Source organism: Microbacterium rhizomatis (genome assembly GCF_008710745.1).
Lineage (GTDB): Bacteria > Actinomycetota > Actinomycetes > Actinomycetales > Microbacteriaceae > Microbacterium > Microbacterium rhizomatis.
In genome coordinates, this window is record NZ_VYSA01000002.1 from 855,512 (window position 1) to 868,590 (window position 13,079).

The following is a 13,079-nucleotide window of genomic DNA, read 5'->3' on the forward strand; positions in this document are numbered from 1 at the left end:
GCGGGTCGGCGGAGGGAGGACGCGGGGATGACGGAGAGCGCAGAGACGGGTACCGTCGCGGCCATCGACATGGGAGCCACGAGCGGGCGCGTGATCGTCGGACACGTGGGCGGCGGCGTGCTCGAGACCCGGCAGGTCGCGCGCTTCGCGAACGATCCGGTCGAGGCGATCGACGGGCTGCACTGGAACCTGCTCGGCATGTACGGCGCCGCGCTGACCGGGCTGCGCACGGCGTTCCGCGACGAGCCGGGCATCGCCAGCATCGGCGTCGACGCGTGGGCGGTCGACTACGGCCTGCTGCGCGGGGTCGGCGAAGGGCGGGCGCGTCTGCTCGGCGAACCGTTCCACTACCGCGACGCCCGCACGACGGCCGGTGTCGCAGCAGTCCATCAGCGGATGCCGCACTCCGCGCTCTTCGCACGCAACGGCCTGCAGTTCCTGCCGTTCAACACGCTCTACCAGTTCGCGGCAGAGCCCCCCGAGCAGCTTGCGTTCGCCGATACGGCGCTGCTGATCCCCGATCTCGTCGGCTACTGGCTGACCGGCATCGCGCGCGCGGAGCGCAGCAACGCCTCGACGACAGGGCTCCTCGGCGTCGAGAGCGGCGAGTGGGACGACGAACTCATCGCCACCCTCGGCCTGCCGCGCGGCATCCTTCCCCCGCTGATCTCCGCGGGTGAGCGCCTCGGATCGCTCCTGCCCGACGTCGCTTCGGCGATCGGCGCACCGGCCGGCGTATCCGTGACGGCGGTCGGATCGCACGACACCGCGTCGGCGGTCGTCGCCGTGCCGATGCATCCCGAATCGGCCGTCTACATCTCGTGCGGCACCTGGGGGCTCGTCGGCGTCGAGGTCGAGCATCCGGTGCTCGGCCCCGATGCGATCGCCGCGAATTACACCAACGAGGGCGGTGTCGACGGGCGCGTGCGCCTGCTGCACAACGTCATGGGGCTGTGGGTGCTGAGCGAGACCCTGCGCGGGTGGGAGCGCGAGGGTCATCCTGTGGATCTGACCGCGCTGCTGGATGCTGCAGCCGAGGCCGGCCCCGGCGTCCCGGTGTTCGACATCAACGACCCGCGCTTCCTGCCGCCCGGCGACATGCCCGCACGCATCGATGCGTGGTGCGAGGAGCACGGCGTGCCTGCGCCTCGAACCCGGACGCATTACGTCCGCAGCATCGTGGAATCGCTCGCCCAGGCGTTCGCCAAGTCGGCCGCTCGCGCCGCCGAACTCGGGGGTGTGGACGCGCGCACGATCCACATCGTCGGCGGAGGGGCACTCAATCGGCTCCTCTGCCAGAGGACCGCCGATCGTTCGGGCATGACCGTTCTCGCGGGACCCGTGGAGGCGACAGCACTCGGCAACGTCCTCGTGCAGGCGAGGGCGATGGGGTACATCGACGGATCGCTCGAGGCTCTGCGCGACCTGGTCGCGCGCACGCACGCGCCGGTGCGGTACGACCCCCGGCTCTGAGGGGCGCGCGCATCGATCGAACGGCTGCTAGGCCTCGCGCGTGATCGTGACCTTCACGTTCAGGTGCGACTTGTGCGGCCCGGCGTACACGCCGCGGAGCGGGGGCACGTCACTGTAGTCACGGCCGCGCCCGACGAGCACGTGCCGGTCGCCGATCTCGATGTTGTTCGTGGGGTCGAACCCCTGCCAGTCGCCGGCGAACCACTCGACCCAGGCGTGCGATTCGCCTGCCACGGCCACGCCCACCTCTGCGTTCGCGCGGGGGTGCAGATAGCCCGAGACGTACCTGGCGGGAATTCCCACCTCGCGGAGCGCGCCGAGGGTGATGTGCGCGATGTCCTGGCAGACGCCTTTACGTGCCTGCCACGCGTCTTGTGCGGTGGAGTGCACGCCCGTGATGCCGTGCATGTACTCGACGGCGTCGCCGATCGTGGAGGCGATCGCGTGCGCGGCGTGCCCCGGGTCGTCGTGCTGAGAGGCGATACTCCGAGCGATCTCGACGACCTCGGGATGCGGCGCGGTGCGGGATGTCTGGCCGAGCTGCTCGACGGTCTCGATGGATCGCGTCGCCTCGGTCCGCAGCCGGTCCCACGAGATGTCGGCGTACTCGAGCGGCCGAGGCCGCACCTCCACGAGGCTCTTGGCGGTGATCTGCAGGGCGGCGTGCGCCGACAGCACGTCGAAGACGGCGACCCGTGTGCCGAAGTAGTCGACGTAGTGGTTCACCGCGGTACCGGGTTCGATGTCGAGCGATGAGCTGAGCACGAATTGGCTGTCGGTGGAGCTGGGCAGCATCCGCGCTTCGTTGTACGAGGCAGACACGTCGCCCTTGTACGAGAACCCGGTCTGGTGCTCGATGCGCAATCTCTTCATGATGTCTCCCCGATCCAGCTCGGCTCGGCTTGCGTGGGGAAGAAGCGGTGCCGGATGGCTTCGGATGCCTCGCGCGTCACTTTCTGCACCCGATCCATGTGCTGCGGAAGCTCGCCGAGGATCTCGCCGATCGGCCTGTACTCCAGGTCGTTGCGGATCTGGCCGAGCGCGCGGAGCACGGTGTTCGAGTGGCCGACCCGATCGGCCACCGGATCGATCGCACTCATGCAGGCCTCGGCGGTCTGGATCGAGTAGATGATCGAGCGGGGGAACAAGCGATCGAGCAGCAGGAACTCTGCGGCATTCAGGGCGCTCGGCATGCCGCGATAGGTCCGCAGGTACGCCTCGTAGGCGCCGCACGAACGCAGGATCGTCGTCCAGGACGGACCGGATGCCTCGGTCAGCGACCGCGTCGCCAGCAGGCGTGCGGTCATGTCGGCGCGCTCGATGCTGCGACCCAGTGTGAAGAACTGCCAGGCCTCGTCGCGGCTGGTCGAGGAATCCACCGTGCCGATCGCGAGCGCCGAGCGCTCGCGGACCCACTTGAAGAAGTCGTGCACCTTGTCGAGCTGAAGGCGACGCGGCATCCGCGAGTTGGTGGTGTTCAGGGTCTCCCACAGTTCGGTGCTCACGATCTCGCGCGCGCGGCGGGCGTTCTCGCGCGCGGCGCCCAGCGCGTAGCCGATGCTCGACGGGTTGCCGCGGTCGATCGCGAGCCGGGCGAGCACGTCTTCGCGCCGGACGATCTCGTCGTCATCGGGCGGGACCGATCCCATCACGAGCAGCAGCGAGCGGCACGCGGTGTCTTCGTCGACCCACGGGTCCTCCAGCAGCAGCTGGAGGTGCACGTCGAGGATGCGGGCGGTGCCGTCGCTGCGCTCGATGTACCGGCCGATCCAGAAGAGGCTCTCCGCGATGCGGCTCAGCATGACGATTCCTGCGACTGCTGCTGCTGCTCCTGCTGCTCGGTGTGGCCGCGCGGCCGATCCTGCGGCGAGTGCGCGGGCGCGGGCTGGCTGTCGTAGATGATCGGGATGGCGGCGGTCACCGTGGCGGCCTGGTCTGCCACGAGCCCGGCAAGTCCCACACCCTGGCCGTACTCGACGTGGCCGGGCGCCGCGCCGCCGACGATCCAGGTGTCTTTCGAGCCGCCGCCCTGGCTCGAGTTGACGACCAGCTGGCCCTCGGGCAGCGCGACGCGCGTGAGCCCCCCGGGCAGCACCCACACGTCGTCGCCGTCGTTGACCGCGAACGGGCGCAGGTCGGCGTGCCGCGGGCGCATCCCGTCCTCGACGAGAGTGGGGATCGTCGAGAGCATGACGACGGGCTGCGCGATCCACCCCCGGGGGTCGGCGATGAGGCGCTTGCGGAGCTTCTCGAGTTCGGCGGGCGAAGCATCCGGCCCCACGACCAGACCCTTGCCGCCCGACCCGTCCACGGGCTTCACGACGAGCTCGGGCAGGCGATCGAGCACCTCCTCGAGCGCGCCGGGGTCTTCCAGGCGCCACGTGTCGACGTTCTTCAGGATCGGCTCTTCGGCGAGGTAGTACCGGATGAGGTCCGGCACGTAGGTGTAGAGCAGCTTGTCATCGGCGACGCCGTTGCCCACCGCGTTGGCGATCGTGACGTTGCCCAGGCGCGCGGCCAGCATGAGGCCGGGGGCACCCAGCATCGAGTCGGCGCGGAACTGCAGCGGGTCGAGGAACTCGTCGTCGACCCTGCGATAGATCACGTCCACGCGCTGGGGCCCGCGGGTCGTGCGCATGAAGACGCGACCGCCGATGCAGATCAGGTCGCGGCCCTCGACGAGCTCCACGCCCATCAAGCGCGCGAGCAGCGTGTGCTCGAAGTACGCCGAGTTGTAGACGCCCGGGGTGAGGACGACGACGTTCGGGTCTTCGACACCGGACGGAGCCGACGCCCGCAGGGCGGCCAGCAGCTTGTTGGGGTAGTCGCCGACCGGACGCACCCGCATCGAGACGAACAGCTCGGGGAGCGTCTGGGCCATGACCCGCCGGTTCGAGATGACGTAGCTGACGCCACTCGGCACGCGCACGTTGTCTTCGAGCACGCGCATCTCGCCGTGCTCGTCGCGGATCAGGTCGATTCCCGACACCTGGATGCGCACGCCGTTGGCGCTGTGGATGCCGGCGGCCTGGCGATAGAAGTACTGAGACGACGCGATCAGCCCGGCGGGGAGCACGCCGTCGCGCACGCAGTGCTGGCGCCCGTAGGCGTCGTCGAGGAACGCCTCGAGCGCCTTGACGCGCTGCTTGACGCCCGCCTCCACGCGCGCCCATTCGTCGTACGTGATGATCCGAGGCACCGCATCCAGCGGGAACGGCCGCTCCTCACCGGCGAAGTCGAACGTCACGCCCTGCGCGAGATAGGAGCTCGCGAGCGACTCGGTGCGGCCGCGCAGCTCTTCCTGCGTCATCTTGGCCAGGGCCTGATAGAGCTCCCGATACGCCTCGCGCGACTCCGCGGCATCGCCGGGATGATCGGGGGCGCCGAACATCTCGTCGAACGCGGGGACACCGGACGCGGTCTTGCGCGGCGCCAACGTGGAGCCGTAGCCGTCGAACAGATCGCCCATGGGGAGAGCCTAGTCCGCGGCATGTTGCCGAAGTATTTCGGATCCCGCATACAGAGATCGGTCGTAGGCTTCGACTCGTGGGAGCCGCCGAACGCACCAGGCGCGGCCTCGTCGGCGCCATCGCCGGTGTCGCCGCAGTCATCTTCGGTGCGGGCATCGGAGAGCTCGCGGCGGCGATCCTCTCACCCGGCTCAAGCCCCTTCGCCGCGATCGGGTCAGCGCTCATCGACTTCGCTCCCCCGTGGGCGAAAGAGACGGCGATCGGCCTGTTCGGCACCAACGACAAGGCCGCGCTCCTGGTCGGTATCGCGATCGTGCTGCTGATCGTCGCCGGCGGCGCCGGAATCCTCGAACAGCGCCTCCCCCCGTGGGGGCGTGTCGTCTTCATCCTGGTGGGCATCGCCGGCGCCGTGGCGGCACTGACGCGTGCCGACGCCGGCCTGCTCTCGTGGATCCCGTCGATCCTCGCCGGGGTCGGCGCATCCGTCGCCCTGTGGATGCTGGTGGCCCGCGCCCCGGCTCCCGCGGCCCCCGCCCCCGCGTCGCGAGACGCGGCCGCGGAACCTTCGTCCGCCCCGGGAAGGGCCCCGAGCCGGGTCTCGCGAGCGGATGACGCCGGGGTCGACCGGCGACGGTTCCTGCTGTGGAGCGGTGGGGCCGTGGCGATCGGGGTGTTCGCCACGATCGGCGGCGCGACCCTCCGCGCAGGGGCGAGGTCGGTCGAGGCCATCCGAGCCAAGCTCACACTGCCGACCCCGGCCGCGCAGGCGCCCGCGATTCCGGCGTCGGCTGAGCTCGGCATCCCCGGGCTCTCGTCGGTGGTCACACCGAACGCGAGCTTCTACCGCATCGACACCGCGCTGATCGTGCCCCAGGTCGATCCCGCCGACTGGAGCCTTCGCGTCTACGGCATGGTCGAGAACGAGTTCACGCTGACGTGGGATGAACTTCTCGCCCTCCCTCTCGAAGAGAGCGTGACGACGCTCACGTGCGTGTCGAACGCGGTCGGCGGCGACCTGATCGGCAATGCTCTGTGGCTCGGCCATCCGATCCGGGCGCTGCTCGCCCGCGCCAAGCCGACTGCCGATGCCGACATGGTGCTGTCGCGGTCGATCGACGGATTCACCGCCTCGAGCCCGCTGGAAGCGCTCACCGACGACCGCAATGCGATTCTCGCGGTCGGGATGAACGGCGACCTGCTGCCCGCTGAGCACGGCTTCCCCGTGCGAATGGTGGTTCCCGGTCTGTACGGGTATGTGTCGGCGACCAAGTGGGTCACCGAGCTGCAGGTCATGCGCTATACAGACGCCGCCGCGTACTGGACGCAGCGGGGATGGTCAGAGCGCGGCCCGATCAAGCTCGAGTCGCGCATCGACGTCCCGCGCAAATCCCAGGGGCTCAAGGCGGGCGACACGGTGATCGCGGGCGTCGCCTGGCAGCAGCACGTGGGCGTGTCGGGCGTCGAGGTGCAGATCGACGAGGGCGATTGGATGCCCGCGACCCTCGCGACGGCGATATCGGACGACACCTGGGTGCAGTGGAGCATCCCCTGGACGGCCACCGCCGGCGACCACCTGCTGCGTTGCAGGGCGATCAGCGCGACCGGCGAGGTGCAGACCGGAACGCTCGCCGACGTGGTCCCCGACGGCGCGACCGGCTGGAACGAGCGCTTCATCACCGTCTTCGCGTAGCTGGGCGCCCATCGACCCCTTGAGCGTGTTTTAGTATTTTGGCGTGAGCCATGCAGAGCACGACGAGCCCAGAGCCGGATGGATCGCTTGTCTGGTGTTCGCCGTCGGTTTCGCCGCGTTGGCCGTGTGGAACCTCCGGACGGGTACGCCCTGGGTCGGCGCCGGATTCGCCCTCACCGCGCTCGCCTGGCTCGCTGTTGCGATCTGGCGGCGCAGATGGGTGAACGCACACTCGCGCCGATGAGGCGCACGCGTGCATCAGCGAGCGGCCGAGCCCTCAGCCTCAGCCCGCGAGGACGACCCTGATCAGCCCGCGAGGACGACCCTGAGCTGCTCGACCGCCCAGTCCAGCTCGGTCGCGCGCACGACGATCGGCGGTGCGATGCGGATCGTCTGGCCGTGCGTGTCCTTCACGAGCACGCCGCGGGCGAGCAGCCGCTCGGCGATCTCGCGGCCGGTCCCCACCGCGGAGTCGATGTCGACGCCCGCCCAGAGTCCTGCGACGCGCACGGCCGTCACGCCGTGGCCGACCAGAGCGTCGAGCAGAACGGCGAGGTGCTCGCCGAGTGCCGCAGCCCTCGCCTGGAACTCGCCCGTCTCGAGCATCTCGACCACTCGCAGCCCGACCGCCGCGGCCAGCGGGTTGCCGCCGAACGTCGAGCCGTGCTCGCCCGCGCCGATCACGCCGAGCACCGCGGCGTCGCCGACGACCGCCGAGACGGGAAGGATGCCGCCGCCCAGCGCCTTGCCGAGCAGGTACAGGTCGGGAACCACACCCTCGCGATCGCACGCGAACGTGGTGCCCACCCGGCCCAGGCCGGACTGGATCTCGTCCGCGATGAACAGCACGCCGCGCCGGGTGCAGATCTCACGCACAGCGGCGAGATACCCATCGGGCGGGATGATGACGCCCGCTTCGCCCTGGATGGGCTCGATCAGCACGGCGGCCGTGTTTGCGTCGATCGCCGCGTCGATCGCGTCGGCATCGCCGAACGGCACGTGCACGAACCCGGGCGCGAACGGTCCGAAGCCGTCGCGCGACTGCGGATCGTCGCTGAAGCCGACGATCGTCGTCGTGCGGCCGTGGAAGTTGCCGTCCGCCACGACGATGGTCGCCGCATCCGGAGCGATGCCCTTCACGCGATAGCCCCACGCGCGTGCGACCTTGATGCCGGTCTCGACCGCCTCGGCACCGGTGTTCATCGGCAGCACGAGGTCCTTGCCGCAGAGCCGCGCGAGCGCCGTCGCAAAAGGCCCGAGCCGGTCGTTGTGGTACGCGCGGCTGGTCAGCGTGAGCCGCTCGAGCTGCTCGCGCGCGGCGGCGAGGATCGCCGGATGCCCGTGGCCGAAGTTGAGCGCCGAGTAAGCCGACAGCAGGTCGAGGTAGCGCTTTCCCTCGACATCCGTCACCCACGCCCCATCGCCTCGTGCGATGACGACCGGCAGGGGGTGGTAGTTGTGGGCGAGGTGCCGGTTCTCGTCGGCGATGATCCGCAGCGCGCTGGTGTCGAGGCTCATGAGCGCAGCTCCAGCGTGCAGCACTTGATGCCCCCGCCCCCCAGGAGGAGTTCGGACAGGTCGACCGTGATCGGGTGGTAGCCGCGCTCGCGCAGCTGCCTCTCGAAGCCCTTCGCGCGCGGCGAGATGATCACGTTGTATCCGTCGCTCGACGAGTTGAGGCCGAACACGGCGCCGTCCTCGTCCGAGACGTGGATCGCGTCGGGGTAGCGCTCAGCGAGGATCCGCTGGCTGGCGTCGTCGAACGCCGACGGCAGGTACGCGATCGTGGCGTGTGCGGGGCCGCCCTTCTCGACGCCCTCGACGGGGTCGAGCACGGCGATCGCGGTATCGAGGTGGTAGAACCGGGGGTCGGTGAGCGTGAGAGAGACGACCTCGCGCCCGAAGATCTCGCGGAGTTCGCGGTGGCTGTCGTCGGTCGAGCGGAAGCCCGTGCCGGCCAGGATCGTGTCGCCCACGAGCAGGAAGTCTCCCTCGCCCTCGTTGACCTCGACGGGCTCGCGCGTGTCGAAGCCGTGCGTACGGAACCAGTCGATGAACGGGCCCGACTCGCCCTGCCTCTCGCGGAAGCGGAACTTCGGCCCGTATGCGACGCCGTCGATGAGGAACCCGCCGTTGGCCGTGTAGACCATGTCGGGGAGTCCCTCGACGGGATCGATCAGCTCGACCTCATGACCGAGCTCGAGGTAGAGGTCGTGCAGCACCTGCCATTGGCTGACGGCCTTGGCGGTGTCGGTCGGGTTCGCCGGCTCCATCCACGGGTTGATCGTGTAACTCACCGTGAAGTGCTCGGGGCGGCACATGAGGTAGCGGCGGTGGTGTGCGGTTCGCGTCATTTCTGCTCCTGAGGAGAGGGGCGGCGGACGCTGTCCTCGAGGCCCGACGGCCCTTCGCTCTGCGGCTTCACGATGAAGCGCGGGGGAAAGGGGGCGACTCGGGCACGCCGCATCCGATTCTCGCATGAGTCATCGCCGGTTCGCCGGAATCGGCGTACCGTTGCGCGCGGGCGCGGTAATGTAGTTGACCTGCGACAACGACAGCCTCTGCAGTGCGTCGCCGCATCCCCTCCCGTCGATCTGTATCGAGGTCCGATGTCTGACGCCGCCGCTTCCCGCACCGCCACCGGGCGCATCCGCACACCGGGCGCCGCCCCGGTCATGACGCACCGCATGATCATGTTCGTGATCGTCGGTCTCATGGCGGGCATGTTCCTCTCGGCCCTCGACCAGACCGTCGTCGGCACCGCGATCCGCACGATCGGCGACGACCTCCACGGGCTGAGCCAGCAGGCCTGGGTCACCACCGCCTACCTGATCGTCTCCACGATCTCGACGCCCATCTACGGCAAGCTCTCCGACATCTTCGGCCGCCGCCCGCTCTTCGTCTTCGCGATCGTCGTGTTCATCATCGGCTCGATCCTCGCCAGCTTCTCGACGTCGATGCTCGAGCTCGCCGCGTTCCGCGCCATCCAGGGCCTGGGCGCCGGTGGCCTTATGTCGATGCCGCTCGCGATCATGGGCGACATGCTCGCGCCGCGCGAGCGCGCGAAGTACCAGGGCTACTTCCTCGCCGTGTTCGGCATCTCGAGCCTCATCGGCCCCCTCGTCGGCGGCCTGTTCGCCGGTGCCGATCAGATCCTCGGCATCGCCGGCTGGCGCTGGGTCTTCCTCATCAACGTGCCCATCGGCCTGATCGCCCTCGTCATCGTGCTGCGGTTCCTGCACCTCCCGAAGCACACCGTGCATTCGGTGCGGATCGACTGGTGGGGGGCATCCTTCGTCGTCCTGGCGCTCGTGCCGCTGCTCCTCGTGGCCGAGCAGGGCCGCGAGTGGGGCTGGAGCTCACCGCTCGCGATCGGGTGCTACATCATCGGCGGGCTGGGTGTGATCGCGTTCGTGATCGCCGAGACGCTCATGAAGGATGATGCGCTCATCCCCCTGAAGCTCTTCCGCTCCTCGACGTTCTCCATGGCGACGATCATCGGCGTGTTCGTCGGGTTCGGGATGTTCGGCGCGATGCTGACGCTTCCGCTCTATCTGCAGCTCGTGCTCGGGTCCAACCCGACCCAGAGCGGCTTCCAGATGCTGCCGATGATCCTCGGGCTCATGATCTCGTCGATCGCGAGCGGCCAGATCATCGCCCGCACCGGGCGGTACCGCATGTTCCCGATCATCGGCACGGCGTTCCTCACCGGCGGGTTCTTCTGGCTGACCTTCCTGCAGTACGACAGGTCGTACTGGTTCATCGCGGGCGCCATGCTGCTGATCGGCCTCGGTCTCGGACAGCTCATGCAGACTCTCACGATCGCCAGCCAGAACTCGGTGGGCCTGCGTGACATGGGCGTGGCCACGAGCGCGTCCACCTTCTTCCGGCAGATCGGTGGAACGCTCGGCACGGCGGTGCTGCTCTCGCTCATGTTCACGGTGCTTCCCGCGAATGTGCAGACCTCGTTCACCGACACCGACACCCTGACCCAATCCCTCGACGCCGCCTTCGATCCTGCGGTGGCCACAGCGCCCGAGAACGCCGCGATCATGGCACAGATCTACACGCCGATCACGAGCGGCATCACCGACGCCACCACGGCGCAGATCGAGGCCGGGCTGACCAAGGCAGCGGATGCGGCGACCGCCGCTGTCGCCGCCCAGGTCGCAGCGGGCACGATCCCCGCGTCAGCCCAGGCTGCGGCGACCACCGCAGCCGTCGCACAGGCCCAGGCTGCCGCGGCCGCCCAGATCCAGCAGCAGATCCCGGTCGCGCAGATCGCGGCCGACGGCACGGTCACGCTCGATTTCTCGGACCCGGCCGCGCGGCTGTCGTTCGTGAACTCGGTCGTCCCGACGATCGAAGACCAGTTCGCCTCGGGGAGCGGCACGACCTCGATGGACAGCAGCGCGCTGAACGACACGTCGTTCCTCAACGGCGCCGACCCGCGACTGAGCAAGCCCCTCCTCGTGGCGTTCAACGCCTCCGCGGTGCTGGTCTACTGGGTCGCGATGTTCGTGGTGCTGATCGCCTTCGTGCTGGCGCTCTTCTTCAAGACCCCGCCGCTGCGCGCGAAGTCGGCTCTCCAGGAGGCCGCCGACAACGAGGCAGAGGCCGAGGCGCGCGACGACGAGCTCGTCCGCGCGACGCGGGCCGCCGACACCGCCGGGGTGATGGTCCAGCCCTGAATTCCGCGAGACCGGATAGGCGCCACGAGACCTGGTGCGTTCGTCACCTTCTCGTGGCGCCTATCCGGTCTCGGCGCCTCTAGGGGGCTACGTCGACCACCAGCTTGCCCACCGTGCGGGCCGAGTCGATGCGGACGAGGGCCTCGCGGGCATCGGCGAGCGGGTAACGTCGCTCGATCACCGGGCGGATCCGACCGGTGGCCGTCAGCGCGGCCAGCTCACGCGTGACGTAGGGCTTGGCGACGGCGGCGAGGGGGCGGATGCGGGGGCCTGGGGTGATCGAGAGCAACACCCCGCGGACGATGCGCCCCACCGGGCCGAGCACGCGTCCGCCGTCACCCGCCACCAGGACGACGGATCCCGCCGGACGCACGAGGGCTCTGAGCACACGCAGCGGCGCGGTGCCGGCGATGTCGATCACGGCGTCGAACGACGACGGCGGGAGGGATGCAGCATCCGTCACGCGATAGTCGAAGGTTCGCGTCGCGCCGAGCTCGGCGACGATGCCGCGGCTGTGCGCCCCGCACGTCGCCCACACCTCGGCGCCACGCAGCGCCGCCAGCTGCACCGCGAAATGACCCACGCCGCCTGACGCGGCAAGGACGAGTACGCGCTGACCGCGCGCGACTGCGGCGCGTTCGAGCGCCTGCCACGCCGTGCCGCCGGCCATCGGCAACGCCGCCGCGGTGCCGGCCTCCAGCGCATCGGGGCGGGACACGAGGCGGGATGCCGGCGCCACGGCGTACTGCGCCAACCCACCGCCGCCCGGCAGCTCGCCCATGACCTCGTCGCCCACGGTCCACGTCGTCACGCCCGGGCCGACTCCGACAACGGTGGCTGCGACATCCATTCCCCGTACCGCGGCCTTGGGCCTGCGGAGCCCGAATCCGAGCCGCAGCAGCAGCGGAGTGCCGCGCATGAGGTGATGGTCTGCGGCGTTCAGGCCGACCGCGCGCACCTGCAGCAGCACGTCGCCGGGGCCGGGCACGGGCACGTCGACGTCCGCTTTCCCCACGACATCCGGGCCGCCGTAGCGGCTCTGCCGCCATGCGGTCATCGTGCGCAAGTTGGTGAGATCAGTCATGAACCTGCTCCTTCGGGGTAGTGGAAGACGTCGTCGAGGCCGACGCCGAAGACGCGAGAGATCTGGAACGCGAGCTCGAGGGTGGGCGAGTATCTGCCCTGCTCGATCGCGATGAGGGTCTGGCGGGTCACACCGACGCGCCTCGCGAGCTCGACCTGGGTGAGTCCGGCACCCTCGCGGAGGGCACGGATCGTGTTGGTCACCTTCGTCGGCTTGACCATCAGACGAGGCCACGACGGTAGGCGATCACGCTCGCGATCCCGCCGACGAAGGCCGAGAGCGCGAAGCCGAAGAACATCGTGTGCGCGATCCAGAACCAGTCGGCCTCGAACGCGCACAGCACGATCACCCCGATCCCGGCGATCACCAGGAAGGCCTGGCCGACCCGGCTTCCCAGGCGGGCGATGTCCCGGTCGCGCTGATCGGACTTTCCGACCCCGTCGGGATCCCGCATCCCCGCGATGATGCCCCACACGATGTTGATGACGATCACCGCCACGATGCTCAGGCCGATCGTCCACAGCATGATCGGCCACCACACCACGTCGATGAGGGGTTCGTCCGCTGCGTGCTGCAGCACGATGAGCACGTAGGCCGTCATCGCGATCACCGTGACGATCAGCCCGACCCAGACGTTGCGCTCCTCGTAGGCCATGATCACTCCTCAATGT

Annotated in this window: 12 protein-coding genes; 4 read left to right on the forward strand and 8 right to left on the reverse strand. The window is 69.4% G+C overall.

Annotated features, from left to right (window positions below):
• Window positions 1-27 precede the first annotated feature (27 nt).
• A complete protein-coding gene (locus F6B43_RS12265; protein WP_150449201.1) occupies window positions 28-1,473 on the forward strand; it encodes a rhamnulokinase in 1,446 nt (481 codons plus the stop codon).
• A 27-nt stretch (window positions 1,474-1,500) separates the two neighbouring features.
• Here F6B43_RS12265 and F6B43_RS12270 read toward each other — a convergent pair whose 3' ends face one another.
• From F6B43_RS12270 to F6B43_RS12280, 3 genes are read right to left on the reverse strand one after another with little or no spacing between them, the layout of a single operon-like run.
• Window positions 1,501-2,346 (reverse strand): transglutaminase family protein, encoded by an 846-nt coding sequence (locus F6B43_RS12270; RefSeq protein ID WP_150449202.1) that lies wholly within the window; start codon window positions 2,344-2,346, stop codon window positions 1,501-1,503.
• The gene (locus F6B43_RS12275; RefSeq protein ID WP_150449203.1) at window positions 2,343-3,275 is read right to left on the reverse strand and encodes an alpha-E domain-containing protein; all 933 of its coding nucleotides are present in this window, start codon (window positions 3,273-3,275) and stop codon (window positions 2,343-2,345) included. Before F6B43_RS12275 ends, F6B43_RS12270 begins: the two co-directional genes overlap by 4 nt.
• Entirely contained in the window at window positions 3,269-4,942 is a 1,674-nt protein-coding gene (locus tag F6B43_RS12280; RefSeq protein ID WP_150449204.1) for a circularly permuted type 2 ATP-grasp protein, read from the reverse strand. The genes F6B43_RS12275 and F6B43_RS12280 overlap by 7 nt, the downstream gene beginning before the upstream one ends.
• A gap of 77 nt (window positions 4,943-5,019) precedes the next feature.
• Here F6B43_RS12280 and F6B43_RS12285 point away from each other — a divergent pair, with 77 nt between their 5' ends.
• Window positions 5,020-6,633: a molybdopterin-dependent oxidoreductase gene (locus F6B43_RS12285; protein WP_150449205.1), complete on the forward strand. Its 1,614-nt coding sequence runs from the start codon at window positions 5,020-5,022 to the stop codon at window positions 6,631-6,633.
• A 43-nt stretch (window positions 6,634-6,676) separates the two neighbouring features.
• Complete coding sequence (locus tag F6B43_RS12290; RefSeq protein ID WP_150449206.1) at window positions 6,677-6,877, forward strand: hypothetical protein; 201 nt, start codon at window positions 6,677-6,679, stop codon at window positions 6,875-6,877.
• A 62-nt stretch (window positions 6,878-6,939) separates the two neighbouring features.
• Here the strand turns inward: F6B43_RS12290 and rocD are convergent, their stop codons facing one another.
• Together rocD and ddaH are read right to left on the reverse strand one after the other, a co-directional pair.
• Window positions 6,940-8,151, reverse strand: a complete 1,212-nt coding sequence (gene rocD / locus F6B43_RS12295; RefSeq protein WP_150449207.1) for an ornithine--oxo-acid transaminase — start codon at window positions 8,149-8,151, stop codon at window positions 6,940-6,942.
• Window positions 8,148-8,987 carry a dimethylargininase gene (gene ddaH, locus F6B43_RS12300; RefSeq protein WP_150449208.1) on the reverse strand — a complete coding sequence of 280 codons (840 nt, stop codon included), beginning with the start codon at window positions 8,985-8,987 and terminating at the stop codon, window positions 8,148-8,150. The genes rocD and ddaH overlap by 4 nt, the downstream gene beginning before the upstream one ends.
• A 321-nt stretch (window positions 8,988-9,308) precedes the next feature.
• Between ddaH and F6B43_RS12305 the strand changes: the two genes are divergently transcribed.
• Entirely contained in the window at window positions 9,309-11,324 is a 2,016-nt protein-coding gene (locus F6B43_RS12305) for an MDR family MFS transporter (RefSeq protein WP_150449577.1), read from the forward strand.
• A gap of 79 nt (window positions 11,325-11,403) precedes the next feature.
• Here the strand turns inward: F6B43_RS12305 and F6B43_RS12310 are convergent, their stop codons facing one another.
• The 3 genes from F6B43_RS12310 to F6B43_RS12320 are packed head-to-tail and all read right to left on the reverse strand — an operon-like array spanning window position 11,404 to window position 13,063.
• On the reverse strand, window positions 11,404-12,408 hold the full coding sequence (locus tag F6B43_RS12310) for an NAD(P)-dependent alcohol dehydrogenase (protein WP_150449209.1): 1,005 nt from the start codon (window positions 12,406-12,408) through the stop codon (window positions 11,404-11,406).
• Window positions 12,405-12,629, reverse strand: coding sequence for a helix-turn-helix transcriptional regulator (locus F6B43_RS12315; RefSeq protein ID WP_150449210.1), 225 nt, complete (start codon window positions 12,627-12,629; stop codon window positions 12,405-12,407). The genes F6B43_RS12310 and F6B43_RS12315 overlap by 4 nt, the downstream gene beginning before the upstream one ends.
• Window positions 12,629-13,063, reverse strand: coding sequence for a hypothetical protein (locus tag F6B43_RS12320; protein WP_150449211.1), 435 nt, complete (start codon window positions 13,061-13,063; stop codon window positions 12,629-12,631). Before F6B43_RS12320 ends, F6B43_RS12315 begins: the two co-directional genes overlap by 1 nt.
• Between the last annotated feature and the right edge of the window lie 16 nt (window positions 13,064-13,079).